Source organism: Bradyrhizobium sp. UFLA05-108, assembly GCF_059803455.1.
On sequence record NZ_JBANAZ010000004.1, the window covers coordinates 217,472 to 243,234 of the forward strand.

Below are 25,763 nucleotides of genomic sequence, written 5' to 3' on the forward strand. Positions count from 1 at the left end.
GAATCGCACATCAGCTCATGCCCGCAGGATGTGCAATGCGTAATGCCGTCCTGCTGGAAAATCTCGGCGATCGGTGCGACACATTGTAAGGGCGCGGCCGCCGGTTGCGGTCATCAAAGCTGCGGCATCGACGTCGCGACGGATGGGGTAAGCATGTGGGGATCCATCATCTCGGAATGGGCGAGCCTGCTCCTGCGCTGGCTGCATGTGGTGGCGGCGATCGCATGGATCGGCAGCTCCTTCTATTTCATCCATCTCGATCTCAGCCTGAAGCCGAAGCGCGACCTGCCTGATGGCGTGCAGGGCGAAGCCTGGCAGGTGCACGGCGGCGGCTTCTACCGGATCATGAAATATCTGGTGGCACCAAGCCAGATGCCGGAGGAGCTCACCTGGTTCAAATGGGAAGCCTATACCACCTGGCTCTCCGGCTTCGCGCTGATGGTGGTGGTCTATTATCTCGATGCCGATCTCTTCCTGGTCGACAAGTCGATCCTCGACCTCACGCCGATCCAGGCAGGCCTGTTCAGCTTCTGCAGCCTCGCACTCGCCTGGCTGCTATACGAGATCGCCTGCCGCACGGGCCTTGCCCAGCGCGAGCTCGGCTTTGCGATCGGTGGCTATTTGTTCCTGGTCGCGCTGACCTACGCCTTCACCCACGTCCTGAGCGGGCGCGGCGCGTTCAACCAGATCGGCGCGATCATCGGCACCATCATGGTCGCCAACGTCTTTGCGGTGATCATCCCGAACCAGAAGAAGATCGTAGCTAGCCTGATCGCGGGGCAATCGCCCGACCCGAAGCTCGGCAAGACCAGCAAGGAGCGCTCGGTCCACAACAACTATCTGACGCTCCCCGTCGTCGTACTGATGATCAGCAACCACTATCCCCTGCTCTACGCAACGCGCTTCAACTGGATCATCGTCGCGATCGTGCTGGCGCTGGGGCCGGTGATCCGGCACTTCTTCAATGAGCGTCACGCTGGACGCAAATCGCCGTGGTGGGTGTGGGGCGTGGCGGCAGCCGGCGTGATCGCGATCGGCCTTCTCTCCGCTGCCGGCCCGCGCGAGGTGAAGACCGGCGCGCTTGCCGCGCAGCCGACGCTTGCCGATGTCGAGGAAATCGTGATGTCCCGCTGCAGCATGTGCCATGCCGCAGAGCCCGTGTGGGCCGGCATCGTCACCGCGCCAAAGGGCATCCTGCTCGATGCACCCCAGCATATCCAGCGCAACATCAGGTTGATCGGACGCGTCGCTGCATGGTCGAGCGCGATGCCGCCGGGTAACATCACGGAAATGACCGGCGAGGAACGCGCCGTGCTGGCCGCCTATATCACGCAGGCCGAACGCTGACGCCAAATCGCTGTGACGCGTCCATGCGATCTTTTGCGGAAGGATATTCCGCAATCGCAGACCATTTCAAAATGACTTGAGCGCTGCTCCGGCGTAGATAGGGAAACCCTGCGGCCGCTCGCTCCGGCCCGCAAGTCGTTTTTGGAGACGTCGTATGGATTTGACCCGCCTGGAAATCAACCGCCGCACGGCGCTCCTGACCTCGGCGGCAATCGCCGCCAACGTCATCAACCCGATGCGGGCGTTTGCGCAGGAGACCCCGAAGAAGGGCGGCGTGTTCAACGTCCATTACAATGCCGAACAGCGCCAGCTCAATCCGAGCATCCAGGCGTCCACCGGCGTCTACATCATCAGCGGCAAGATACAGGAAAGCCTGGTCGATCTAGATGCCGACGGCAAGCCGGTCGGCGTGCTCGCCGAGAGCTGGGAGTCCTCGCCCGACGGCAAGACCATCACGTTCAGGCTGCGCAAGGGAATCACCTGGCACGACGGCAAGCCTTTCACATCCGAAGACGTCGCGTTCACCGCGATGAACATGTGGAAGAAGATCTTGAACTACGGCTCGACGCTGCAGCTCTTCCTCACCGCCGTCGATACGCCGGATCCACAGACGGCCGTATTCCGCTACGAGCGGCCGATGCCGCTGAACCTCTTGCTCCGGGCGCTGCCCGATCTCGGCTACATCTCCGCGAAGCATCTCTATGAGAGCGGCGACATCAGGCAGAATCCGATCAATCTCGCACCGATTGGCACGGGCCCGTTCAAGTTCGTCAAATATGAGCGCGGCCAGTACATCATCGCCGACCGCAACCCCGACTACTGGCGACCCAACGCGCCCTATCTCGACCGCATCGTCTGGAAAGTGATCACCGATCGTTCAGCTGCCGCAGCCCAGCTCGAAGCCGGTGAACTGCAATACTCCCCGTTCTCGAGCCTGACGATCTCCGACATGGCGCGATTGGCGAAGGACAAGCGCTTCATCGTCACCACCAAGGGCAACGAAGGCAACGCGCGCACCAACACCATCGAGTTCAACTTCCGCCGCAAGGAATTGTCCGACATCCGCGTGCGCCGCGCGATCGCGCATGCGATCGACGTGCCCTTCTTCATCGACAACTTCCTGGGCGATTTTGCCAAGCTCGGCACGGGTCCGATTCCGTCGACCTCGACCGACTTCTATCCCGGCGCAGGCACGCCGCAATATCCGTTCGACAAGGCCAAGGCGGCCGCGCTTCTTGATGAGGCCGGTTACAAGGCCGGCGCCGGCGGCGCGCGCTTCTCGCTGAAACTGCTGCCGGCACCGTGGGGCGAGGACATCTCGCTTTGGTCGACCTTCATCCAGCAGTCGCTGAAGGATGTCGGCATCACCGTCGACATCGTGCGCAATGACGGTGGCGGCTTCCTCAAGCAGGTCTATGACGAGCACGCCTTCGATCTTGCCACCGGCTGGCATCAATATCGTAACGACCCCGCCGTCTCGACCACGGTGTGGTACCGCTCGGGGCAGCCCAAGGGCGCGCCCTGGACCAACCAGTGGGACTGGGAGGACAAGCAGGTCGACCAGACCATCGACAATGCGCTGACCGAGCTCGATCCCGCCAAGCGCAAGGCGCTCTATGCCGAGTTCGTCAAGGAGGTGAACACGGAGCTGCCGGTCTGGATGCCGATCGAGCAGATCTTCGTCACCGTGATCACGGCCAAGGCCCGCAACCACTCCAACACCCCGCGCTGGGGCTCGTCGAGCTGGCACGATCTTTGGCTTTCCGCGTGATCCGTTTTTCGTCAAGATGATGCCATGCGCATCATAGGCCTTGCGGGGCGGCGGCTCGCCGCCTCGATCCCGACACTGTTCCTGATCCTGATCGGCGTCTTCCTGCTGCTGCAGCTCGCACCGGGAGACACCGTCGACGCGCTGATGGCGCAGATGGGCGGCGGCGACGCCGCGACCGCGCGCGAGCTGCGCAAATTCTACGGGCTCGACCTGTCGATCCCGGCGCAGCTCGCCAACTATCTCTGGCACCTGGTGCGGCTCGATCTCGGCTTCTCCTCGATCTACGGCAAGCCGGTCGCGACCGTGATCATGGAACGGCTGCCGCCGACCATCCTCTTGATGACGGCATCGCTGTCCTTCGCGTTCTTCTTTGGCCTGGTGTTCGGCGTGATCGCCTCGCGTGCCGTCAACAAATGGCCGGATACGCTGATCTCGACGCTGGGCCTGATCTTCTACGCCACGCCATCGTTCTGGTTCGGCCTCATGGCTATCGTCGTGTTCTCGATCTATCTGCAATGGCTTCCCGCCGGTGGATTCGAGGATATCGGCGAGGTGCGGACCGGCATCTTCCGGATCATCGATATCGCGCGACACCTCATCCTGCCGACGTTGACGCTCGGGCTGATCTTCCTTGCGATCTACCTGCGCATCATGCGTGCCTCGATGCTGGAGGTGCTGAACCTCGACTATGTCCGCACCGCGCGGGCCAAGGGCCTCGACGAGACCCGCGTCGTCACGGGACACGTGCTGCGCAACGCGCTGCTGCCGATGGTGACGCTGATCGGCCTGCAGGCCGGCACCATGCTCGGCGGCTCGGTGGTCGTCGAAAGCGTATTCTCGCTGCCGGGCCTTGGGCGGCTCGCCTATGAATCCGTGATCCAGCGCGATCTCAACACGCTGCTCGGCATCGCCTTCGTCTCGGCGCTCTTGGTCATCGTCGTCAACTTCGTCGTTGATCTCCTCTACGCGCGGCTCGACCCGCGCATTTCGGCGGAGGGCTGAGATGAACGCCGCAAAGCGTTATTTCCGCAGCCCCGCGGCCGTGATCGGCCTCGTGCTCCTGCTCGCCGTGATCGCGATGGCGATCTCGGCCGGCGTGCTCTATCCGCGCGATCCCCTGGCACTCGCCGGCCGGCCGCTGGTGTGGCCGTTCACCAATCCGCGCTTCCCGCTCGGCACCGACAATTCGGGGCGCGATATCGCGGCACAGATATTCTATGGCGCGCGGATCTCGCTGCTGATCGGGGGCGTCGCCACCGTGATCGCCGTTGCGATCGGCACGCTGATCGGGGCGTTTGCCGGCTATTACGGGGGCTGGATCGACAATATCCTGATGCGGATCACCGAAGCCTTCCAGACGCTGCCGAATTTCGTGCTGCTCTTGGTGCTCGTCGCCGTGTTCGGTTCGACGCTGACGACGGTCACGATCGCGATCGGCATCGTGTCCTGGCCGGCGCCGGCGCGACTGACCCGCGCCGAATTCCTGTCGCTGCGCAACCGCGAATTCGTCCAGGCCGGGCGCACGCTCGGCATGAGGGACCTTCAGCTCATCCTCGGCGAGATCCTGCCCAACGCACTGCCGCCGGTGATCGTCTATGCCAGCGTGGTGATGGCGCTGTCGATCCTGCTGGAGAGCGCGCTCGCCTTCCTGCGGCTCTCCGATCCCAACGTGGCATCCTGGGGCAACCTCATCGGCCTCGGGCGCGACGTGCTGCGCGTGCAATGGTACGTCTCCGCCATTCCCGGCATCGCCATCCTCGTCACCGTGCTTGCGGTCTCGCTGGTCGGCCAGGGCCTGAACGACGCGCTCAATCCGAGGCTGAAGAGCCGATGAGTGAGCAGCCGGTCCTCTCACTGGAAGGCCTCAGCGTACGGCTGCCCAAGGGCGCCGATCGTACGCATGCGCTGAACGACGTGTCGCTGTCGATCGCCTCGAACGAGATCCTCTGCGTGGTCGGCGAATCCGGCTCCGGCAAGTCGATGATGGCCAATGCCATCATGCGACTGTTGCCGGGGGAAGTCAGGATCGAGGCCGGCCGGATGATATTCGACGGTCGCGACCTCTGCACGACCGATCCCGCCGTGATGCGCGAGGTGCGCGGCGCCGGCATCGCCATGATCTTCCAGGAGCCGATGACCGCGCTCAATCCCCTGCGCACCGTCGGCGACCAGATCGCAGAGATGTTCCGCATCCATACCGATCTCGCCAAGGCGGAGATCGGCGCGCGGGTGGTATCGCTGCTCGAAGACGTCCGCATCCCCGATCCGAAAGCTGCGGCCAAGGCCTATCCGCACGAGCTCTCCGGCGGCCAGCGCCAGCGCGCGATGATCGCGATGGCGCTGGCGCTCGACCCAAAGCTCCTGATCGCGGACGAGCCGACCACCGCACTCGACGTCACCACGCAGGCGCAGATCCTGAAGCTGATCCGCGATCTCCAGCAGCGCAAGAAGACGGCGGTGCTGTTCATCACCCACGATTTCGGCGTCGTCGCCGAGATCGCCGACCGCGTCGTGGTGATGCAGCACGGCAAGATCGTTGAGCAAGGCACGGCCGATGACGTGCTGAACCGCCCGACCCATCGTTACACGAAGCAGCTCATCGCCGCCGTCCCGCCGCTGACGGCGCCGCCGCCGCGGCCGCTGTCATCAGACAACGTCCTCAGCATCACCAAGGTCGCCAAGACCTATCGCACCGGCGGCTTTCTCGGCCGCGGTGCGCGCATCACCGCGGCGGTCAAGGATGCTTCGTTGACGCTGCCCAAGGGCGCGACGCTCGGCATTGTTGGCGAATCCGGCTCGGGCAAGTCGACGCTGGCACGCTGCATCGTGCGACTGATCGATCCCGACCATGGCGCGATCCTGCTCGACGGCAAGGATTGGGCGAAGCTGCCGCGCAACGAGATCCGCCGCGAGACCCGTCACATCCAGATGGTGTTCCAGGACCCCTTCGCGTCCCTCAATCCACGGCGCAAGGCCGCCGAGCTGGTCGCGCAGGGCCCGATCGTCCACGGCACGCCGCGCGCGACCGCGATGACTGAAGCCAGGGAGCTGTTCGCACTGGTCGGGCTCGATCCATCCGCCGGCGACCGCTTCCCGCACGAATTCTCCGGCGGCCAGCGCCAGCGCATCGGGCTCGCACGCGCGCTCGCGCTGAAGCCGGATGTGCTGATCGCGGACGAGCCGGTGTCCGCGCTCGACGTGTCCGTGCAGGCGCAGGTGTTGAATCTGCTCGGCGAATTGCGCGAACGGCTCGGGCTCTCGATCGTCTTCATCACCCACGATCTGCGCGTTGCCGCGCAGGTCTGCGACCTCGTCGCGGTCATGAAAGACGGCGAGATCGTCGAGCACGGGTTGGTGGCCGACGTGTTCGGCCGGCCGCAACATCCCTACACCAAGGCGCTGCTTGCCTCGGTCCCGGGCGGCGCGTTCGCACGGGGGCATCAGACGGCCGTGTAGCGTACTTGCGTCATTTGGCCGCGGCGCTTCAGCCCAATGCCGGCGCCGGAGCGGCCTTTCCGATGCGCGCGGTCTCCTCGGCCAAAGGCAGGGTGAACTGGAACGCCGCTCCCCGCGGTTCGTTCGCGCCGGCCCACATCTTCCCGCCATGCGCCTCGATGATCGAATGGCAGATGGCCAGCCCCATCCCCATGCCTTCAGACTTGGTGGTGTAGAACGGCTCGAACATGCGGCCCACGCTCTTCGGATCGAGCCCCGGGCCAGAATCCCGCACGCTGATGACGACGCCGTTCGTATCGTTCCTGCCGGTGGAGATGAACAGCTCGCGCGCGCCTTCGCGGACGTGGCTCATCGCCTCGACGGCATTGATGATCAGGTTGAGAACCACCTGCTGGAGCTGGACTCGGTCCGCTTGAACCGGCGGCAAGCCTTCGGCGAACTGCATCCGCACCGTGACGTCGTGCTTCAGCATTTCGCTGTGCGTCAAGGTCATGACCTCGCGCACCAGCTGATTGATCTCAAGGTCCTCCATCTGCGGCGGGGCGTTCTTGATGAGCGCACGGATCCGGCTGATGATCTCGCTGGCCCGCATGCCGTCGCTGATGATCCAGCCCAGCGTCTGCCCAACTTCGTCGAGGTTTGGCGGCCGGGCGCCGAGCCAGTTCAATCCAGCTCGCGCGTTCGCCACGGTAGCGGCGATCGGCTGGCTGATTTCATGCGCGATCGAGGCCGTCAGCTCGCCCATGGTCGTGACGCGGTTGGTGTGCGCGAGTTCCATCAGGGCCTCGCGGTAGCGCCGCTCGTTCTCTCGCGCCTCGGCCTCCACCCGCTTGAGTTCGCTGAGATCGAGAACGAAGCCGACGCCCTGGCTTCTGTTGTCTTCGAACATTGCCCCGCCGATCAGGACCGGCACACGGCTGCCGTCCTTGCGAAAATACTCCTTCTCGAACGGCTGGACGGTGCCGATCCGCTCGAGTTCGGCGACGTGCTGCGCGTCGTGGCCATGCCATTCGGTCGGTGTGAGCGTGGCGCGATGCAGACGGCCCGCGGCGAGGTCTTCGCGGTCATATCCGATGATCCGCAAGAACGCATCATTGGCCTCGAAAATGCGACCTTCGAGATCCCAGATGATGATTCCGATGATGTTGGAATCGAACAGCCGCCGGATCTTCCTGTCGCGCGCCAGGAGGTCGCTCTGGAGCTGGACGTTCTCCTCGGTCGCCATCCGCCGCCGTCTCGCCTCGATGCGCGCCAGCGCCAGTGCCGCACCGGCCAACGCGACGACGAAGACGACAGTCGCGATGGTGAGCCGGGTCCTCCGCTGCTCGAGCTCGTCAGCGGCTTTGTCGAGATCTACCTGGCGGAGCCGTTCCTGATCAACCATGAGGTCGATTTGCGACCGGATGTCCTCCATGCCTCGGATCATCGCCAGCGCCGCCAACCCGGATTCGCGCGCTGCCGTCTTGACGATGTCGTCGATCTCCTTGAGCTTCGCCGAAAGGGTCAAGGCAAGATGCTCGGCGCGCAGGCTCTGCAACGGGTCTTTCACGACGAGCGCCTGGAGCGCCTCGGCCTGCCGTCGCACGCTTTCGTCGGAGACGCCGTAAGCCTTCAGATAGGCGGGATCGAGGGTGAGCAGATAACCGTGCCTTTCGGCCTCCAGGTCGGCGATGATCGCCTTGAGACGATCGAACGTCTCGAACACGTTGCGGCTGTGCGCGAGCGAAACATTGAGCGCCTGCCGATCGCGCCAGTAGTGCAGGCCGAGAACTCCGGTCACGGCGAGCAGAGCGACGAGCCCCGCAACCACTGGGATCAGCGGCCGCGCAAACCATCGCAAGCTATGGCCCGAAGCAAGGATTGACATTGGCGTTAAGTCTTCCATGCTCGCGGGCGCATCTTCAGGAGCCTACGCCAGAGCATGGCTAGAATGATAGCATGAACCGGCCCGCATTGGAGAGCCGGAAACTCAATATTCTCCGCATGTTACTCCGGCTTCGGAGTTGATCATTCGGCTTTGACGAAGCCGGGGCGCGTCACAGGTTGTGTGTTGTGAACGACTGACCACAACGAGGAGCATCAACATGGCGCCAAGAGAAAAATCACAAAGCGACAAATCACAAAGCGAAAAACCGCAACGTGAGAACTCGTGTAACGGGCGAGCGCCGACCAGCCGGCGCAGCTTCATCAAGACATTGGGCATGGCAGGTGCCATCTTGCCGACCCTCACGGCGTGGCCGGGCAGCAGCCTCGCCGAGGAGGCCAGCGCGGTCTTTGCCAACGCCAAGATCGACTGGAAGCAATCTGCGGGGCAGACGATCTCGCTGATGGGCGCGATCCATCCATGGTCGAGCGCGATCGCGCCACTGCTGCCGGAGTTTACCAAGCTCACCGGCATCAAGGTCGTCACCGACTTCCAGCTTGAGACCACCTATTTGAGCGCGATCCCCGTTCTGCTCGCGCGCGGCGGCAATACGCCTGACGTTTTCATGTTCACGACCTATGGCCAAGGCATCTCGGGCGGATGGCTCGAGCCGCTCAACGCCCATTACGCGGACAAGTCGCTGACCGATCCCGCCTGGTATGACGAGAGCGATCTCCTCAAGACCGCGCGCGCCTTTCCGGTGTGGTCCGACGGCGAGCGCTACGCCGTTCCCATCACCTCCGAGGCGATGACCCTGTTCATCAACACCGATGCGCTGGCGGCCAAGAACCTGCCGGTGCCGCAGACCTTCGACGAGTTGTTCGCGACCGCCAAGGCGGTCAAGAGCAGCGATATGGCTGGAATTGCGATGCGGGCGCAAGCCGGGGGCAATTCGACCCCGCCGGCGATGGGTTTCGTGTTTTCCTACGGCGGGTCCATGGTCAACAAGGATGGCACCGCGGCCTTCGGCAGCGCCGAGGCGATCGAGGCCATCGACATGTATGCGCGGCTGCTCAGCCAGGCAGGACCTGCCAATGTGGGCACCTATGAGTGGTACCAGGTGCTCGACGATTTCCTCCAAGCGAGAACCGCAATGGCGATCGACAGCAGCAACTTCGCCACCGACATCTCCAATCCGGGGAAGAGCCGCGTCGCCAGGCAAGCGGGGTTCGCACCCTTCCCGCACCTTCCCGGCAAGACGCCCGTCCCCTTCATGTCGCACTGGCAGGCCTGCGTGAATTCAAAGTCGCAGAACAAGCGGGCCGCGTTCCTGTTCCTGCTCTGGGCGACGAGCAGGCCGACCTCGCTGCAAACCGCTGCTGCCGGGCTTGCGACAACTCGCGTCTCCGCCTGGTCGAGCCAGGCCTTCAAGGATGCGTTCGGCGCGCAGGCCGCCGAGGCCGCGCTGGCGAACCTGCAGGACGCCGATGTCGAGCGCGCCAAGGCGATCCTGTTCCATCCGCAACAGCGGCGCCTCCTCGACGCCTTCATGATCGGCGTCAATGAAGTGGTCTCCGGCAACAAGACGGCGAAGGCGGTGATGCCTGTCGCCGCCGAACGCGCGAATGCGGCGATCCGCGGATAGCAGCCGCAACGAAAGTGGCTCGCTCCAGCTCTTCATTTGCGCATGATCTTTTCGGAAAGCCGCTGCACACTTTTCCGGATCATGCTTTTAGATCTCGCGCGCGTCGCGGCGCCGGTAGACCAGCAGCATCAGCGGCGCGAGCTTGCGCATCAGACCGTGCGCCGGGATCGGCACCGGATTGGTGAACGGCAGTGCGAGCTCGCTGTCCGGCACGCCACGCACGGCTTTGGCGAGCTGGTCGCCGAGCGGGATCGTCAGTGCCACCGCGCGGCCGTTGCAGCCGGTCCAGCCATACGCATCCGGCCCGAGCCTGTGGATCCGCGGCAAAAAATCCGAGGTCATGCCGACGTAGCCGTTCCAGACATAGTCGAAGCTGACCTCACCGATCTGCGGCCAGAGCCGCTGCAAACGCTCGGTGACGCGCGCCTTCAGCCGCCCCGCCTTGTTGCCGGGCCCGATCACCGCGCCGCCGGTGACGAGGCGATTGCGCGCGTCGTAACGGGCAAAATAAAGTTCGCCGTGGGTATCCGACATCGCCTGCCGCGCGGGGATGATGGTCTTCCTGGCATTGTCCGAGAGCGGCTGCGTCGCCATCTGCCAGGACAGCACCGGCATCACCTCATGCGCGATGTCGGGCACGAGTCGCTTGGAGAACTCGCCGCTATAGGCATTGGTCGCCATCACCAGTGCACGGCCGGAAATCTCACCCTTCTCCGTCTTCACCACCCATCTGTCGTTGCGCCGCTCAAAACTCACGGCCGGGGAGCGTGCGTAGATGCGCGCGCCGAGGCCGAGGACGCTGCGCGCCAGTCCGCGCGCCAGCGCCAGCGGATTGATGTGGCCGCCGGTGCTGTTCCAGAAGCCGCCATACCAGGCATCCGAGCCCAGCATGTCCCTCACCTGCTCGCGCGACAGCAGTTCGACGGGCGCGCCGAATTTCGACCATTGCCGCACCCGCCGCTCCGCGATCTTGATGCGGCCCGGCGAATGCACCGGCTGCACCCAGCCGGCCTGCTCCTGCTCGGCCTCGATACCGTAACGCCGCGCCACGTCGAACAACGCCGATGCGCTGTCGCGCAACAGGTGGACGAAACGCTCGCCCACCGCGCCGTGTCGCGCGATGATGTCCTCGGGATCGGGGCGCGACAAAGTCGGGATCACCTGGCCGTTGTTGCGGCCGGAGGCGCCCCAGCCCGGCTCGGCCGCCTCCACGATCGCGACGTCGACACCGGCTTCGCGCAAGTGCAACGCCGTAGACAGCCCCGTGAAGCCGCCGCCGACCACGACCACATCCGCCTTCTCAGCTCCAATCAGCTCCGGCAATTCGGGCCCCCGCGGCGTGACCGCGGCCCACAGCGAATGCGGCCAGGCGACGGATGAACCACTCATCATCAATCTTTCCAAATTGTCCCAAGCGCCACGAGATACCGCATCTGCGGCTGTCGCAGTTGACAGCCGCTTGCAGGTGCGTTGTCGTCCTCCGCAGCCTAATCCACCCATTCATGCCGAGGAAATCAAGTGGCCCTCAAAAACGTCATCGGAATCGACCACGCCGTGGTCATGGTGAAGGATCTCGACAAGGCCGCGGAAAACTACAAGCGGCTCGGCTTCACCGTCTCGCCGCGCGGCACTCACAGCGCACATATGGGATCGGGCAATTACACCATCATGTTCGACCCCGACTATATGGAATTGCTCGGAGTGCTCGCGCCGACAGAACAGAATGCTCCGGCACGCGCCTTTCTCGAAAAGCGCGGCGACGGCATCGAGCGCATCGCCTTTACCGCGGTCGATTCCACGGCCGGCGCGGAGGAGATCCGCGCGCACGGATTTCCACCGGTCGGCCCGGTTGACTTCGAGCGGCCGGTGACGCTGCCAAACGGCACTGTGTCGGCGGCGAAATTCCGCGTCTTCCAGTGGCCCGTCGCGGAAGCGCCGGGCGGCGTGCGCATCTTCGCCTGCCAGCACAAGACACGCGAGACGGTATGGATTCCCGAACTGATGACGCACCCCAACGGAGCGAAGCGGTTGAAGCAGGTGCTGATTGCAAGCCCCGAACCCGCAAAGGACGCCGCGCACCTGTCACGCCTGATCGACCGCGAGCCAAAAGCAGAAGCCGACGGCGCGGCGACCGTGCCCTCCGGCGGCGACCGCGCCGACTTCGTGTTCTTGACGCTCGACCAGCTCGGGAAGCGCTATCCTGGCGTTCCGCTCGCAGGTCTTGCCGAACGCGGTGGTGCAGCACTTGTGCTGGTCAGCGGCGATCTCGCGGCGACCGAGAAGGCCCTCGGTGCAGCCGCCATGCGCAGCGGCGCTGCGATCTGCGTAGCGCCGGCCGCCGCCAACGGCACCTTGCTCGCCTTCGTTGCCGGCTGATTTGAAGTAATTCTTTAGCATGCGTTTACTCCGGGGGCCTTAGGGTCCCCGGCAGATCAAGCCGCAGGGCTCACGCGCATGTTTAGAGAAAGCTCGCCGATCGCCTATGATGCGCCGGCCGAACTGAAGAAGTGGCCATCGCTGAAGGGCCAGCGCCTCAAGGACCGAGGCCCGCCCTATCTCGTCTACAACGGCACGCTCGCCGAATGCGTGCGCGAGCTGATGGCAAAGCCCATCAAGGGCATCTCGCTGTACGACATCATGACGAGGCCGCAGCCGGCCTTCGACCAAACCGTGCTGTCGCCTGGCGATGCCGCCGAGATCGCAATGCGCAAGGACTTTCCCAAGGACTAGCCGCGCCTCCGTCTGGGGACGACGATTGTCTTGCAAGTAGGCTACATCCGCGAGCTCTTTGCGAGCGGCCTGTTCTGCGCAGGCGTTGTCGCTTCTCCCGGCCGGTCCAGAAACGCCACCGGCGTTCCGCGCTTGATGTTCGCACTGAGCGCCAGCGCATCCCAGTTGGTCAGCCGGACGCAACCGTGCGAAGCCGACTTGCTCACCTTGCCGGGATCGGGGGTGCCGTGAATGCCATAGCCTTCGGCGGACAGGTTGATCCAGGTCGAGCCGACAGGGTTGTTCGGGCCGGGCCTGATCGTGAAAGGCCTTCTCGATTTCACGCCCTTGAACCTGTAATCCGGATTGTAGCGATAGGTCGGATTTTGATTGATGGCCGTCACTTTCAGCGTGCCGCTCGGCGTCGGCTTCTCTGAACTGCCGACTGTCGCAGGATAGAACGCGAGCAGCTTTCCGCTGGCGTCGAACGCCCTCAGCGTCTGCCGCGCCTTGTCGATCTCGACGCGTGCGACCGGCATCGCATTCGGCTGCCCAATGACATTTGCAACGGCGATCATCTCGCCCGCCTTGTCGAACTTTTCTCCGGGGTTGATCGCGCTGAGCAACGCCTCGCTCATGTGGAATTTCTCCGCGAGCGCTTCGCGCGGACTCGTGTAGTTCAGCGCCGCGAGACTCTTCATGGCCTCCATCTTCGCCGGCAGCTTCTTGAGAAACGGTCCCTTCACATCTGCTTCCGTGATCCTGTAGTCGACGATGACCGGGCCGTCGCTCGTCGCCGTGAGCTTGTCCCAGAGATGCGGCGTGATCGTCTTCTCGAGATTTAGCTCATTTGCTTCGGCAAAAGCGGACAACGCCTTCTGCGCGTTCTCGCCGAGCTTGCCGTCGATCTCGCCGGGCGAGAAGTGCGCCCGGTCGAGCAGGATCTGAAGCTTGACGACGGAGCTGCTCGGCTTATCGGAGCCTGTCGGCTTCGCGGGCATGACCGCGTCGTTGATCGCAGCGGCATCGAGGCCACCTGCGATGACAGGCGTCACCGCAAGGAACGAGAGCACCACGGCGGCAAGCGTTCGCAACATGCTGCATCCTCAGCCAGGGACTTCTCCGTAAAGTCACGGAACGCGACGAAGTTCCAGAGCGAGGAAAATACGGTGTTCCTGCACGGAACAGCAAAGATCGCAGCTTCGCCGCAATCGACTCGTCAAAAAGTCCCTATCCGCAGCGCATTTGCGGCCAACCCAGCTACAATTGAGGCTCACCCAAGCAATGCGATTTGTTTTCGCGGCGCTCGCCGCGTTCCTCGTCCTGATGCTCGACCTCGATGGACCGGCCAATCCGCCATCGAGCGCCAACACTCTCCTCATCGCAATCAGTCCATCCGAACAAATCTCCACCGCCTTCGCAGCGCTGTTTGAAAGGGCCAAGGCCGACGAGCAGTCGAATGCGACACCCGCACAAGAGAATTCTGCCCCGTCAGACGCGCCGGCGGATACCAGCACCGAACGCAAGGCGGAAGGGTCGCCGCACGATGCATTCTGTCACGCACTGCGCGAGGCCGCCGAGAACAGCGAAATCCCGGTCCCGTTCTTTGCACGCCTGATCTGGCAAGAGAGCCGCTTCCGCTCGAACGAGGTCAGCCACGCCGGGGCGCGAGGCGTCGCGCAATTCATGCCGGAAACCGCAGCCGAAGTCGGGCTCGACGATCCCTTTGATCCGTTCAAGGCGCTGCCCGCGTCCGCAAGGCTGCTGCGCAAGCTGCGTGATGATTTCGGCAATCTTGGCCTCGCCGCAGCCGCCTACAACGCCGGCAGCGGCCGCATCCAGAAATGGCTGGCGAAGCAGAGCGCACTTCCGCGCGAGACACGTGATTACGTCCGCATCATCACCGGCACCAGGGCGGAAGACTGGATCGAGGACGCCGACATGCTCGCGATCCGAATTGATCTTCCCAGCGAAGCGCCGTGCGAAGGCGTCGGCGGGTTATCCAAGACCAAGGAGGTCGCGTTCGTCTCGGCCTCACCTGCAGCAAGTGTCACGGCACTAATCCAGAAGGCGCAAGCCGCGGTGGCCACGGCAAAGCTCGCCGCGTACCAAGCACGCAAGCGGCTCGCACTGGTGCTCAAGAAAAGCACACCGTCGGCCAGTGCTACGCGGCTCGGTAAGGCGCGCAGCATGATCGCCGCACGCGCGGCGAGAAGCGCAAAGACCCACGCCGTTCGCATCGCATTGCGCGAGCGATCTTCGAGCTGATACGGAAGCCCCTCGACGATCTTTTGCTGGCTTCCGACCTGTGTTGAAATGCACGCAAGACGGACAGGCCACGGAACCTGCGATGTCGTTGAAGAGTGCCGGGATCATCGCCTATCGGATGCGGCCATCGGGCATCGAGGTCCTGCTCGTACATCCCGGCGGGCCATTCTGGCGCAACAAGGATCTGGGTGCCTGGTCGATCCCGAAGGGCGAATATCTTGAGGGCCAGAACGCCGAGGCAGCCGCGCGGCGGGAGTTCGCCGAGGAGCTCGGATTCGAGCTGACGGTGCCGCTGCTCGAGCTCGGTCAGGTCAAGCAACGCGGCGGCAAGATTGTCACGGCGTTCGCCACGAAGTTCGATATCGATCCGCAGTCTATTCGCAGCAACACGTTCGAGATCGAATGGCCACCGCGCAGCGGCAAGCGGCGGCGCTTTCCCGAGGTCGACCGCGCCGAATGGTTCGTGCTCGATACGGCACACGAGAAGATCAATGCGGGCCAGCGTCCGCTGCTCGATCGGCTGGCGCAGCGCGTCGACGGCGGCTCGGGATAGCTCGCGTTGGCGCGCCGCGCCAACGCCTCAGGGCAAAATCTCGAAAACAACCCCATGCAAAGTAGCCGGATGTCGCCGGCATGATCGACTTCGTCTTTTACGAAATCATTTGACACGTCGGGCAAATCAGTGGCAAATTGCCATCATCTCGAAATCCCCAGGACGCCCATTCCCTTCCGGTACTGCCCGCTCAGACCGGCTTCTCGTCATCCGTCACCGGCGAGGTGACCACCAGGAACACGAGATCGACCAGGCCTGAGTTGGAAATCGCGTGTTCGACACCAGGCGGCAGGAAGATGACGTCGTGCTTGCGCACGACACGGTTCTTGCCCGCGATCTCCATCAACCCCTCGCCTTCGAGGACGTGGTAGACCTGCTCCTGCACCTTGTGATGGTGGCGGGCGACATGAGCCATCGGCTGGTACATCGAGATACGGTAGTCGATGTGACGCGAGCCCGAATTCTCCGGCATCACCAGCGGTTTCGACAAGGCGCCGCCGAAATGGTTGGGGAATTCGCGCCAGGGCACTTCGGCGATGTTACGGATGAAGGCGCCGTTGGTTTCATCTGCCATGATCGAACTCCCTTCCGGATCAGTTCACGAGCGCGCCACCATCGACATAGACGATCGATCCGGTGGCGAAGCCGTTGACCATGAAGCTCAGGATCTGCTGCGCGATGTCTTCGGCTGCGCCGACGCGGCCAACCGGCAGCGCGGCGGCCGTCTTCGCCAGCATCTCGCGCCGCGCCGCTTCCGGCATCGCGGCGCGGATCGGCGTGTCGACCACGCCCGGCGACACCGCATTGACGCGCACCGGCGCAAGCTCCAGCGCGAGGGCTCGTGCCAGCGATTCCAGCGCACCGTTCGCGGCGCTGATGATCGCCGAGTTCGGACGCGGCCGCACGCTGAGAAAGCCGGTGACCAGCGTGAGCGAGCCGCCAGGCCTGATCTCTGCCTCGCGCGCCACGCGCCAGGCACCCCAGAACTTTCCTTCCATCGTGCCGCGCACGTCGTCCATGGCGACCGTCTTGAACGGACCCGTCTTGAGCTGTGCCGCGGTCAGAACGACGTGATCGACCGCGCCGGTGCGTCGGAACAGATCGGCGACGCTCCCATCGCTGGTCACGTCGGCCGGGATCGCAATCACATTCAGCCGCTCGGCGACGGCGTCGAGCTTCGCAGCATTGCGTGAGGCGATGATGACGTCCGCGCCCTGCTTCTTGGCGAGCTCGGCTGTGGCAAGCCCAATGCCGGAGGAGCCACCGACCACCACGACCTTCCTGCCTGCGAGCGTCATTCCCGTGTCCCCTGATGTTGCGTCTTGAAAGTCGCGTCGCGCGCGATCAGCCCGGCTGATAGCGCGTGCCGATGCCCGCCTTGCTTTGGCCGAGGCCCGGCAGCTCCCACACGCCGGCCCCGGCCGGGTTGACGTCGGCGGCGATATCAACGTCGATGAGATAGGGCTTGTTGGCCGCGATGCCCTTGCGGATGGCCTCGCCGATATCTGCGGCGCGATCCACCCGCACGCCCTCGACCCCGCAGGAGCGCGCCATCGCCGCGAAATCAGGATTGTAGCGCTGGCCGCTGACAGGGTCCTTGAAGTCCGTCGCGAGCTCGCGGCCGCCGAGATAGCCACGCTGCAAGCCGCGGATCGAAGCATAGGCGTAGTTGTTCCAGACCACCCACACCACGGGCAGATCATATTCGACGGCGGTACCCAGCACGTTGGCATGCATGAAGAAGGCGCCGTCGCCGCACACCGACACACAGGGCCGATCGGGCGCGGCGAACTTCGCACCCATCACCCCGGCGACGCCAAAGCCCATCGGACCAAACCCCATCGAGCCGATCAGCGAATCCGGCCGCTTCGGCTTGCAGAAGCCCAAGAGCCAGTTGTGGTGCACGCCGATGTCACTGACGAGGATGGCGTCCTCCGGGAGCGCCTTGTCGATCTCGGCAGCGGCGCGCTGCGGGTTGATCGGGGTAGTGTCGTCGGAAAAGCCAGGCGCGACGAACTTGTCCCATTCCCTGCGGTAGCCATCGATCTGCGCCAGCCATTTCTTGCGCGCATCGGACTTCCTGAACAGGTTGTCGCGACGATCGAGCTCGGCATGCACCTGCCGCAGGAAGGTGCGGACGTCGGCCATCAGCCCGAGCGCGACCGGATAGTTGCGGCCGATCTCCTCGGGGTCGATGTCGACGTGGATGAGCCGGGTCGGCGGGATGGTGAAGGAATAACCGGGAATCCACGAGCTCGAGGTGCGATCGTCGAAGCGAACGCCGAGGGCGAGCAGCACATCGGCCTGACGCGTTGCGTGATTGGCCTGATAGTGCCCGGCACGCGCGACGAGACCGAGCGCCAGCGGATGACTGACGTCGAGCGCGCCGAGACCAGAGGCTGACGCCGCAACCGGAATCTGCAGCCGCTCGGCGAGCCAGCGGAGCTCGTCCGCAGCACCGCCGTAACGCACGCCCTGCCCGACCAGCATCACAGGGCGCTCGGCAGCGAGCAGCATATCGACCGCCTTGACCACGCCTTCGGGATCGGCGCCGCAGCGGCTGGAGATATTTGCGTTCCAGTCGATCGCCTTCGGTGCTTCTTCCGCGGCCGACTCCATGAAGACATCGAAGGGGACGTCGACCACCACCGGCCCCGGCCGTCCCGTGATCATGGTCTTCCAGGCCTGCCGCACCGCAAGCGGCACCATCTCGCCGCGCGTCGGCTGAAACACCTTCTTGCAGATCGAACGCACCGTGGAGGGAAAATCGGCCTGATGGTGCCGGTACATTTCCTGGAACGCGCCGCGATTGAACTGGCTGGTCGGCACGTTGCCAGTGATCGCCATGAACGGCACGGAATCGAGAAAGGCATTCGCAAGCGAAATCGGCAAATTGGCCGACCCTGGCCCGCAGGAGGTGAAAGTCGCAGTCGGACGCCCGGAGACGCGGTAGTAAACGTCGGCCATGAAGCCGGCGACGCTCTCATGATGAACCGAAATCGTCTTGATCTCGGACGAACGCTCATACAGCGCGTCGATAAACTGGATATTGCCGTGGCCGCACAGCCCGAACACCTGCGGCACCTTCTCCTGGATCAGGTAGTCGACAATGACCTGGGCGCCGTTGAGCATGTTTCGCGACATTCAACTCGTCTCCCTGCGGCCCGACGGCTTCTTTTCGATGCGGCGGCCATCGTTGAGCCGCCGGCACCCTATTTCTCATAATGCTGTACGTCAATTTATATTGTGATAACCTTCGTTCCAGGGAAACGCGCGAGGCTCCGCTGCCAATCGCGTGTTAGTGTCAGGACTCGAGCCATGATGGATTCATCGAAGGGGGCATTTTCCTTGAGATCGCGCACCACGCCCGGCACTCGTGAAAAGCCCGCAAGCCCGCGCAAGGCGGCCATAGCAGAACTGGTCCCGCCGACCCCGACGGATGGCGACGACGCCGAGGACAAGCAGCGCGGCGGCGGCGTGCAGTCGCTCGGCCGCGCCTTCTCGATTCTGGAAGAGGTTGCACGGCATCGCGAAGGGATTGGCCTCGCCGAATTGAGCAAGCTCGTCGGCCTGCACAACTCGACCACTTTTCATCTCGCCAAGACGCTGGTCTCGCTCGGCTATCTCCGGCAGGAAAAGGCCAACAAGCGCTATCGCATCGGCCGTCCACTGTTTGCGCTCGCGGCATCCGCGCTCGACGAGATCGAGATGGTCAATGTCGCAACGCCCGTGCTGGAGGATCTGTCGCGGGAGACCAGCGAAAGCAGCCATTTTGCCGTGCGCATGGGCGATGCCGTCATCGTCATCGCGCGCACCAGCGGGCCGGGCGCGTTCCAGCTCACGGACCGTGTCGGCGTGGTACGGCCTGCGCATTGCACGGCACTGGGCAAGATCATTCTTGCCTCGCTGCGTCCCGAACAGCTCAAGCGTTTCCTCGATCGCGCCGAGCTGAAGCCGTCGACGCCGAAATCCATCACCGATCCTGGCGTGCTGATGCGCGAGATCGCCGAGGTGCAGCGTACCGGCGTCGCCTTCGATGATGGCGAGTTCAATTCGGAAGTGCGCTGCGTCGCCGTGCCGGTTTTGGATTTCACCGGACAGGCGATCGGGGCGCTCGGCATTTCCGGACCGATCTGGCGACTGTCCAACCAGGCGCTGCATGCGAGCGCGCAGGTCGTCCAGGTCGCGGCCAACCGTCTCTCCGCGGAGTTCGGCGCCAATACCACGACATCCAAGCCAGCAGCGAAAAAAGTCTAAGTGGCGCGCAAGCGGCGATTTTGCCGGTTGACACCGGCAACCGCGTTCGGGATTATCCTCCAGCATTAAAAAAGCATCTCTCACAATATCGCATAGTCGATACTGAAGGGGGACACCGCGATGCACCGGGGAGGAGGCTTTGAGATGATCCGCACCAGCCGACGGACATTGCTAAGGGCGAGCGCGGCGTTTGCCGGCGCATCCGCGCTTGGATTTCCCGCCATCGCGCGCGCCCAGGTGGAGAAGATCAGGATCGGACACCTGACGCCGCTGACCGGCTTTCTCGGCGTAATCGGCGGCTATGCCCAGCTCGGCGTGAAGCTCGCCGCCGACGAGATCAACCAGTCCGGTGGCATCCTGGGCAAGCAGATCGATCTGCTCTCCGAAGACTCCGTCAACCCCGCGACCGCCGCGACCAAGGCGCAGCGGATGCTGGAACAGGATGGCGCCGTCGTGCTGCTCGGGGAGATCTCGTCGGCGTCCTCGCTCACGATCATGCAGGTCGCCGAGCGCAACAAGAAGGTGTTCTTCTCGACCGGCGCGCGCTCCGACGCGCTGCGCGGCAAGAACTGCAACAAATATTCCTTCCACTGCGACATCCCCAACACCGTGATGGTCAATGCGGTTGGCACCGCGCTGTCGCAGAAGGGCATGGTGAAGGGTAAGAAATTCTTCACGCTCACCGCCGACTACATCTTCGGTCATGACCTGTTGAAGGCGGCCAAGGCCTTCTTCGGCACGCACGAGGCCAATCTGATCGGCGACGAGCTGATCGCGACCGACGTCACCGATTTCAGCCCGTATCTTCTGAAAGCGCGTCAAGCCAAGCCCGATGTGGTGTGCTGCAACCTCGCCGGCAACCAGGTCACCAATCTCGTCAAGCAATATGCCGAGTTCGGCCTGCCCTATCCGCTGGTCGGCTTCAATCTCAACACCGGCGATGCCTGGGCGGCGGGCGCCGGCAATCTCAGCGGCACCTGGCCGACAGTCTGGTATCACACGCTGGACAATCCGACCTCGAAGGCGTTCGTCACGGCCTTCAGCAAGAAGTACGGCAAGCCGCCGGAAAACCACGCCTGGATCGACTATGTGACGCTCAAGCTGCTCGCGGAGGCGATCAACACGACCAAGTCGACCGACAGCGGCGAGCTGATCGGCTATTTCGAGAAGCAGTCCGAGTTCGACATCGGCAAGGCGCGCAAGGCCTATTTCCGCTCCTGGGATCATCAGCTCGTGCAGGAGGCCTATCCGTTCACGGTGAAGCCGAAGGAGCAGATGAAGGACCAGTGGGACATGCTGGTGCTGGGCGACGCCGTGCCGGCGGCGAACGATCCTCTCGAACAGATCTATCCGACCAGGGAACAGAATCCCTGCGAGATGAAGGCCTGACGCACGCTCTCGCGCAAAATGGTCAGTGGCGCCAGCGGCGTCGGCAGAGCAGCCGGCGCCGCTTTGCCAGGGTGATGGACGCAACATGCAGTTCGAGTTCTTGCTGGAACAGGTGGTGAATGGCCTCGTGCTCGGCGGCTATTACCTGCTCATCGCGCTCGGGCTGTCGCTGATCTTCTCCGTCGGCGGCATCGTCAATCTCGCGCACGGCGCCTTCTATGCGCTCGGCGCCTATGTCTTCGTCGAGCTGACGCATCGCCTCAGTTTCGGCGCGTCAGTGGTGATCTCGCCACTTGCCGTGGCGCTGCTCGGCATCCTCTTCGAGCGCTTCATCCTGCGCCGTTTCTATACGTCCGACCCGATCCTCAGTCTTCTTGTGACCTTCGGCCTTGCCATGGTTGCCGAGCAGGCGATCCGCATGATCTGGGGCGCGGCGCCGGTGTCGGCCGAGATCCCGCAAAGCTTTCGCGGCTCGGTGATCGTCGGTGATTTTCTGTTTTCGCGCTATCGCCTGCTGATCTTGGCGGTGGTGGCAGTGGTGCTCGTCGGCATCTGGCTGCTCCTGCACAAGACCTCGTTCGGACGCGTGGTGCGCGCCGGCATCCAGCGGCCGGACATGGTGGCCGCGCTCGGCATTCGGCTTCAGCCCTACATGACCGCAATCGTCATGCTCGGCGTCGGCATGGCCGCGCTCGGCGGCGCGTTCTTCGCGCCGATCACGACCGTGCATCCGGCGATGGGCGCCGAGATCATGACGGTCGCCTTCGTCGTCGTCGTGATCGGCGGCCTCGGCAGCTTTTGGGGCGTCGTCATCGCCGCCCTGCTCGTCGGCGTCGTGCGCGGCATCGCCATTCATTTCGAGCCGGCCGCGGGCGAAGCCTCGATCTACATCCTGATGTTCCTGGTGCTACTGGTGCGACCGCGCGGCCTGCTCGGCGAACGCATCGAGAAGTTCGAATGAGGCGGGCGTCCACCTTCGACAAGCTGAAACCGCTGCTGATCGCGGCGATCGCAGTGATCGCACTGCCGTTCGTGCTGAGGGCCCTCGGCCTGTCACTCAACACCGGCACCTGGGTGATCGGACTTGCGATCGCCACCATGGGGCTCAACCTCTGCATCGGTTACACCGGCCTCGTCTCCTTCGGCCACAGCACCTGGTTCGGCGTGGGCGCGTACGCGGCAGGCCTGATCCAGCTCCGCTTCTTTCCGGGCGAGATCTGGCTGCCGCTGCTGCTCTCGACGGTTATCGTCGGCGCGGCATCGGCGGTCGTCGGCGCGCTGATCCTGCGCCGGCGCGGCGTTTATTTCTCGCTTTTGACGTTGGCGCTCGCGGCACTGGTCTATACGACGGCGTTCCGCTGGACGAGCCTGACCGGTGGTGAGGACGGTCTCGGCGGGCTGAAGCGCGGCCACGTCGGCCCGCTCGATCTCGACAATGCGGTGGCCTATTACGCCGTCGTCGCCACGATCGGCCTCGTCGTCCTCTACCTCCTGTTGCGCCTGGCGCGCTCGCCGTTCGGCCATGTGCTGGTCGCGATCCGCGAGAACCAGCTGCGCGCGACGTTCCAGGGCTATCCGGTCGAACGCTACAAGCTCGCGGTCTTCGTGATCTCGGCGGTAGTCACAGGCATTGCCGGCGCGCTGATCGCGTTCCTGAACTATCTCGTCTCGGCGGAGGCCGTCTCCGTCCCGTTTGCCGGCGAGCTTCTTGCGATGGTCGTGATCGGCGGCATGCGCAGCATGCTCGGCCCCGCATTAGGCGCGTTGTTCTTCATCCTGTTCCGCGAGTTGTTCTCGATCTGGACGTCGGACTGGTTGCTCTGGTTCGGCATCACCTTCGTCGCCTTCGTGATGTTTTCGCCCGGCGGCCTCGTCGGCATCGGCGCGCTGATCATGCGTCGCATCCAGCCTGCCAGCGAAGAGTCGGCAGCGATGAGCCGGCGCAAGATCTATGATGGCCTGCCGCTGCCGGCCTTCCTGCGGACCGAGGCGCTGAAGGGCACGGTGCTCGAGGTGAGCGGCGTCTCGAAAAAGTTCGGCGGCATCCGTGCCGTGCACGATGCGAGCATCAGCATCAGTGCCGGCGAAATCCACGCGCTGATCGGGCCGAACGGCGCCGGCAAGACCACGCTGTTCAACCTGGTCTCCGGCCTTTACGCGCCCGACCAGGGCAGCATCCGCCTCAACGGCCGTGAGGTTGCGGGCGTACCATCGAACCTGATCTGCCATCGGGGGCTGGCACGCTCGTTCCAGATCACAAACCTGTTCCGCGGCCTCACCATTTACGAGAACCTAAGGCTCTCGCTTCAGGCGCGCCGGCCGATGCGCTTCAACATCTGGAACGACATCGACGCGTACGAAGAGATCCACGCCGAGACGGCTGAGCTGATCAAATTCCTCGGGCTCGAAGGCATCGAGGAGATTGAGGGCGGCGAGCTCTCCTATGGCGGGCAGCGACTTGTTGATTTGGGCATCGCGCTCGGCTGCAAGCCGCAGGTGCTGCTGCTCGACGAGCCGCTCGCGGGCCTTGCCGCCGCCGAGCGCGAGCGCGTCTCCAACCTCGTCAAGAACATCGCCGCCAACATCCCGGTGCTGATCGTCGAGCACGACATCGACCGCGTGCTCGGCTTCTCAGCCGTCGTCACCGTGATGAACCAGGGCGAAGTGCTGATGTCGGACTGCCCCAATGCGGTGCGCGCAGATCTGCGGGTGCAGGAGATCTACACCGGCACGGGCATCCCCGCCGTCGCGCATCAGCGCAGCGATGATGCCGCAAGCGCGACAAAGCCGATCCTGCGCTTCGAGCACGTCAACACGTTTTACGGCAAGAGCCACATTCTGAACGACGCCTCGCTCGACGTGCGCGAGGGCGAGATCGTCGCGCTCCTGGGTCGCAACGGCGCCGGCAAGTCGACGCTGCTGAAAACGCTCGCAGGCCTCGTGCCCGCGGCATCCGGCAGCATCGACTATCGCGGCGAGGACATCGTGCACCTCGACGCGCCCGACATCGCGCGCCGCGGCATCGGCTATGTGCCGCAGGGCCGCGGCCTGTTCGCCGGCATGACCGTCCGGGAGAACCTCGCGCTCGGCCGCCTCGCACGCAAGACCGACGGCAGCGACGGCGTGGTCTGGGACGAGGCGCAGATCCTGCGCACCTTCCCGCGACTGAAGGAGCGCATGAACGTCGCGGCAGATTATCTGTCCGGCGGCGAGCAGCAGATGGTGGCGGTCGCCCGGGCGATGTCCGGCAATGTTCGCCTGCTGCTGCTCGATGAGCCCTTCGAGGGGCTTGCACCGGCGGTGACGCTCGAGCTCTTCAAGGTTTTCGACCAGCTCCGGCGACACACGTCGATCGTGATCGTCGAGCACAATCTCGACCTCGTGCTCGCGCTCGCCGATCGCGTCTTCGCGCTGGAGCGCGGCGCGGTATTCCACCAGGGCCCAGCCAAGCCGCTTCTGACTGACCTCAGCTATCGCAAGCAGATCCTGTGGCTTTAAGCTGCGAGGCGCGCCATGTCAGGCCGGTTTGGCCAGCCCCATCAAAACTCTCGAAGACAACCCCGATGCAAAGTAGCGGGGACGGGAGGCACAGGCCTTACGATTTTACGAAATCCTTTGACACGTCGGGCAAATCACCGGCATAATGCCATCATTGCCAAATCCCTGAAGCGACCCACGGCGTGCCCGGCAACGGCGCGTCGCGACACCTTGCGCGCAAAACATCCTCAACGACATCAGCAATCGGTCCGGCGGGCCGCGGACAGGCGATCGGCCTGGCGCGCATCCACCCACGCGCCTGCGCCGACCCAAGGAAGCAGCGACATGACGCCCTCTTCGAACCACAACACCGCGGCAATCGCAGCAGGCGATCGACCGCAAACGACAGAATTCCCGAGGATCAAGTTCTCCAAACGCGGCTTTGAGATCGACCATCCGGATCTGGAGACGGGCGAACGGCTGATGGCTGAGACGTTCGGGGTCGCCGACAGCGACGCCATGTACGGCATTCTCAAGCAACTGGTGAAGGCGAGCGTGAACGGCAACAAGCTCGACCACGCCAACCTCGCCTTCATGATTTCGATGATGCAGGGCATCAAGCCCCGGGATGCCATCGAGGCCATGCTGGCGGCGCAGATGATCGCCGTGCACGTTACCGCGATGCGAAGTGCGCATCATCTCGCCAGCGCCGGCGACATCCAGTGCCAGGACAGCGCCGCCCGTGCGCTCGGCAAGCTCGTACGTACGTTTCCGGCCCAGATCGAGGCGCTCAACCGCTACCGGAACAAGGGCGAGCCGGCCATCACCGTGCAAAACCTGTCGGTGCAGGACGGCGGCAAGGCCATTGTCGGCAACGTCACGCAGCACGCGCGCATGATCGTGTCGGAGGCGAGCCCGGTAGCCGCGCTAGCGAATGCGCGGACGGTCCCGATGACACCTGTCGGCGGACGGGACCCCGTCGACGCAAGCCAAGATGCCTCCGCATGAGCGGCGGTCACGCCCGCAC

At 64.0% G+C, this 25,763-nt stretch carries 21 protein-coding genes; 15 read left to right on the plus strand and 6 right to left on the minus strand.

Going from position 1 to position 25,763, the window contains the following annotated elements:
* The first annotated feature begins 153 nt into the window (after positions 1 to 153).
* From SO140_RS04855 to SO140_RS04875, 5 genes are all read left to right on the plus strand, one after another.
* Positions 154 to 1,347: a urate hydroxylase PuuD gene (locus tag SO140_RS04855; RefSeq protein WP_449380245.1), complete on the plus strand. Its 1,194-nt coding sequence runs from the start codon at positions 154 to 156 to the stop codon at positions 1,345 to 1,347.
* 154 nt (positions 1,348 to 1,501) lie between these two features.
* Entirely contained in the window at positions 1,502 to 3,118 is a 1,617-nt protein-coding gene (locus SO140_RS04860) for an ABC transporter substrate-binding protein (protein WP_449380244.1), read from the plus strand.
* Positions 3,119 to 3,142: 24 nt separating this feature from the next.
* Positions 3,143 to 4,120, plus strand: coding sequence for an ABC transporter permease (locus tag SO140_RS04865; RefSeq protein WP_498539481.1), 978 nt, complete (start codon positions 3,143 to 3,145; stop codon positions 4,118 to 4,120).
* Between the two features lies 1 nt (position 4,121).
* Positions 4,122 to 4,952, plus strand: coding sequence for an ABC transporter permease (locus SO140_RS04870; RefSeq protein ID WP_449380242.1), 831 nt, complete (start codon positions 4,122 to 4,124; stop codon positions 4,950 to 4,952).
* Positions 4,949 to 6,574 carry an ABC transporter ATP-binding protein gene (locus SO140_RS04875; protein WP_498542378.1) on the plus strand — a complete coding sequence of 542 codons (1,626 nt, stop codon included), beginning with the start codon at positions 4,949 to 4,951 and terminating at the stop codon, positions 6,572 to 6,574. Before SO140_RS04870 ends, SO140_RS04875 begins: the two co-directional genes overlap by 4 nt.
* A 28-nt stretch (positions 6,575 to 6,602) precedes the next feature.
* Here the strand turns inward: SO140_RS04875 and SO140_RS04880 are convergent, their stop codons facing one another.
* Complete coding sequence (locus SO140_RS04880) at positions 6,603 to 8,441, minus strand: ATP-binding protein (protein ID WP_474799713.1); 1,839 nt, start codon at positions 8,439 to 8,441, stop codon at positions 6,603 to 6,605.
* Between the two features lie 217 nt (positions 8,442 to 8,658).
* Between SO140_RS04880 and SO140_RS04885 the strand changes: the two genes are divergently transcribed.
* Complete coding sequence (locus SO140_RS04885; protein WP_449380239.1) at positions 8,659 to 10,083, plus strand: ABC transporter substrate-binding protein; 1,425 nt, start codon at positions 8,659 to 8,661, stop codon at positions 10,081 to 10,083.
* 87 nt (positions 10,084 to 10,170) lie between these two features.
* Here the strand turns inward: SO140_RS04885 and SO140_RS04890 are convergent, their stop codons facing one another.
* Positions 10,171 to 11,472, minus strand: coding sequence for an NAD(P)/FAD-dependent oxidoreductase (locus SO140_RS04890; protein ID WP_449380238.1), 1,302 nt, complete (start codon positions 11,470 to 11,472; stop codon positions 10,171 to 10,173).
* Between the two features lie 129 nt (positions 11,473 to 11,601).
* Here SO140_RS04890 and SO140_RS04895 point away from each other — a divergent pair, with 129 nt between their 5' ends.
* Together SO140_RS04895 and SO140_RS04900 are read left to right on the plus strand one after the other, a co-directional pair.
* Positions 11,602 to 12,459 carry a VOC family protein gene (locus tag SO140_RS04895; RefSeq protein WP_449380237.1) on the plus strand — a complete coding sequence of 286 codons (858 nt, stop codon included), beginning with the start codon at positions 11,602 to 11,604 and terminating at the stop codon, positions 12,457 to 12,459.
* A gap of 78 nt (positions 12,460 to 12,537) precedes the next feature.
* Positions 12,538 to 12,813: a hypothetical protein gene (locus SO140_RS04900; RefSeq protein ID WP_449380236.1), complete on the plus strand. Its 276-nt coding sequence runs from the start codon at positions 12,538 to 12,540 to the stop codon at positions 12,811 to 12,813.
* Between the two features lie 41 nt (positions 12,814 to 12,854).
* On the opposite strand, the gene SO140_RS04905 is transcribed toward SO140_RS04900, so the two are convergent.
* Positions 12,855 to 13,889 (minus strand): L,D-transpeptidase, encoded by a 1,035-nt coding sequence (locus tag SO140_RS04905; RefSeq protein WP_498539480.1) that lies wholly within the window; start codon positions 13,887 to 13,889, stop codon positions 12,855 to 12,857.
* Positions 13,890 to 14,076: 187 nt separating this feature from the next.
* Here SO140_RS04905 and SO140_RS04910 point away from each other — a divergent pair, with 187 nt between their 5' ends.
* Entirely contained in the window at positions 14,077 to 15,060 is a 984-nt protein-coding gene (locus SO140_RS04910; protein WP_449380234.1) for a lytic transglycosylase domain-containing protein, read from the plus strand.
* Between the two features lie 82 nt (positions 15,061 to 15,142).
* On the plus strand, positions 15,143 to 15,613 hold the full coding sequence (locus SO140_RS04915; RefSeq protein ID WP_449380233.1) for an NUDIX hydrolase: 471 nt from the start codon (positions 15,143 to 15,145) through the stop codon (positions 15,611 to 15,613).
* Positions 15,614 to 15,803: 190 nt separating this feature from the next.
* On the opposite strand, the gene SO140_RS04920 is transcribed toward SO140_RS04915, so the two are convergent.
* The 3 genes from SO140_RS04920 to SO140_RS04930 are packed head-to-tail and all read right to left on the minus strand — an operon-like array spanning position 15,804 to position 18,757.
* Entirely contained in the window at positions 15,804 to 16,187 is a 384-nt protein-coding gene (locus SO140_RS04920; protein WP_449380232.1) for a cupin domain-containing protein, read from the minus strand.
* Between the two features lie 19 nt (positions 16,188 to 16,206).
* A complete protein-coding gene (locus SO140_RS04925; RefSeq protein WP_449380231.1) occupies positions 16,207 to 16,911 on the minus strand; it encodes an SDR family oxidoreductase in 705 nt (234 codons plus the stop codon).
* A gap of 46 nt (positions 16,912 to 16,957) precedes the next feature.
* Positions 16,958 to 18,757, minus strand: coding sequence for a thiamine pyrophosphate-binding protein (locus SO140_RS04930; protein ID WP_498539479.1), 1,800 nt, complete (start codon positions 18,755 to 18,757; stop codon positions 16,958 to 16,960).
* A gap of 174 nt (positions 18,758 to 18,931) precedes the next feature.
* On the opposite strand from SO140_RS04930, the gene SO140_RS04935 reads away from it, so the two are divergent.
* The 5 genes from SO140_RS04935 to SO140_RS04955 all read left to right on the plus strand — a co-directional run bounded on the left by SO140_RS04935 (position 18,932) and on the right by SO140_RS04955 (position 25,744).
* Positions 18,932 to 19,870, plus strand: a complete 939-nt coding sequence (locus SO140_RS04935; protein WP_449380229.1) for an IclR family transcriptional regulator — start codon at positions 18,932 to 18,934, stop codon at positions 19,868 to 19,870.
* A 144-nt stretch (positions 19,871 to 20,014) separates the two neighbouring features.
* Positions 20,015 to 21,259: an ABC transporter substrate-binding protein gene (locus tag SO140_RS04940; protein WP_449380228.1), complete on the plus strand. Its 1,245-nt coding sequence runs from the start codon at positions 20,015 to 20,017 to the stop codon at positions 21,257 to 21,259.
* A gap of 85 nt (positions 21,260 to 21,344) precedes the next feature.
* Entirely contained in the window at positions 21,345 to 22,220 is an 876-nt protein-coding gene (locus tag SO140_RS04945) for a branched-chain amino acid ABC transporter permease (RefSeq protein ID WP_449380227.1), read from the plus strand.
* On the plus strand, positions 22,217 to 24,757 hold the full coding sequence (locus tag SO140_RS04950) for a branched-chain amino acid ABC transporter ATP-binding protein/permease (protein WP_449380226.1): 2,541 nt from the start codon (positions 22,217 to 22,219) through the stop codon (positions 24,755 to 24,757). Before SO140_RS04945 ends, SO140_RS04950 begins: the two co-directional genes overlap by 4 nt.
* Positions 24,758 to 25,081: 324 nt before the next feature.
* Positions 25,082 to 25,744 (plus strand): hypothetical protein, encoded by a 663-nt coding sequence (locus tag SO140_RS04955; RefSeq protein ID WP_498539478.1) that lies wholly within the window; start codon positions 25,082 to 25,084, stop codon positions 25,742 to 25,744.
* Positions 25,745 to 25,763 lie beyond the last annotated feature (19 nt).

Bases quoted from the DNA above. Each gene is read 5' to 3' on its own strand.
- SO140_RS04855 (WP_449380245.1), top strand. From the start codon at position 154: ATGTGGGGATCCATCATCTCGGAATGGGCGAGCCTGCTCCTGCGCTGG.
- SO140_RS04860 (WP_449380244.1), top strand. From the start codon at position 1,502: ATGGATTTGACCCGCCTGGAAATCAACCGCCGCACGGCGCTCCTGACC.
- SO140_RS04865 (WP_498539481.1), top strand. From the start codon at position 3,143: ATGCGCATCATAGGCCTTGCGGGGCGGCGGCTCGCCGCCTCGATCCCG.
- SO140_RS04870 (WP_449380242.1), top strand. From the start codon at position 4,122: ATGAACGCCGCAAAGCGTTATTTCCGCAGCCCCGCGGCCGTGATCGGC.
- SO140_RS04875 (WP_498542378.1), top strand. From the start codon at position 4,949: ATGAGTGAGCAGCCGGTCCTCTCACTGGAAGGCCTCAGCGTACGGCTG.
- SO140_RS04880 (WP_474799713.1), bottom strand. From the start codon at position 8,441: ATGTCAATCCTTGCTTCGGGCCATAGCTTGCGATGGTTTGCGCGGCCG.
- SO140_RS04885 (WP_449380239.1), top strand. From the start codon at position 8,659: ATGGCGCCAAGAGAAAAATCACAAAGCGACAAATCACAAAGCGAAAAA.
- SO140_RS04890 (WP_449380238.1), bottom strand. From the start codon at position 11,472: ATGAGTGGTTCATCCGTCGCCTGGCCGCATTCGCTGTGGGCCGCGGTC.
- SO140_RS04900 (WP_449380236.1), top strand. From the start codon at position 12,538: ATGTTTAGAGAAAGCTCGCCGATCGCCTATGATGCGCCGGCCGAACTG.
- SO140_RS04905 (WP_498539480.1), bottom strand. From the start codon at position 13,889: ATGTTGCGAACGCTTGCCGCCGTGGTGCTCTCGTTCCTTGCGGTGACG.
- SO140_RS04910 (WP_449380234.1), top strand. From the start codon at position 14,077: ATGCGATTTGTTTTCGCGGCGCTCGCCGCGTTCCTCGTCCTGATGCTC.
- SO140_RS04915 (WP_449380233.1), top strand. From the start codon at position 15,143: ATGTCGTTGAAGAGTGCCGGGATCATCGCCTATCGGATGCGGCCATCG.
- SO140_RS04920 (WP_449380232.1), bottom strand. From the start codon at position 16,187: ATGGCAGATGAAACCAACGGCGCCTTCATCCGTAACATCGCCGAAGTG.
- SO140_RS04925 (WP_449380231.1), bottom strand. From the start codon at position 16,911: ATGACGCTCGCAGGCAGGAAGGTCGTGGTGGTCGGTGGCTCCTCCGGC.
- SO140_RS04930 (WP_498539479.1), bottom strand. From the start codon at position 18,757: ATGTCGCGAAACATGCTCAACGGCGCCCAGGTCATTGTCGACTACCTG.
- SO140_RS04935 (WP_449380229.1), top strand. From the start codon at position 18,932: ATGATGGATTCATCGAAGGGGGCATTTTCCTTGAGATCGCGCACCACG.
- SO140_RS04940 (WP_449380228.1), top strand. From the start codon at position 20,015: ATGATCCGCACCAGCCGACGGACATTGCTAAGGGCGAGCGCGGCGTTT.
- SO140_RS04945 (WP_449380227.1), top strand. From the start codon at position 21,345: ATGCAGTTCGAGTTCTTGCTGGAACAGGTGGTGAATGGCCTCGTGCTC.
- SO140_RS04950 (WP_449380226.1), top strand. From the start codon at position 22,217: ATGAGGCGGGCGTCCACCTTCGACAAGCTGAAACCGCTGCTGATCGCG.
- SO140_RS04955 (WP_498539478.1), top strand. From the start codon at position 25,082: ATGACGCCCTCTTCGAACCACAACACCGCGGCAATCGCAGCAGGCGAT.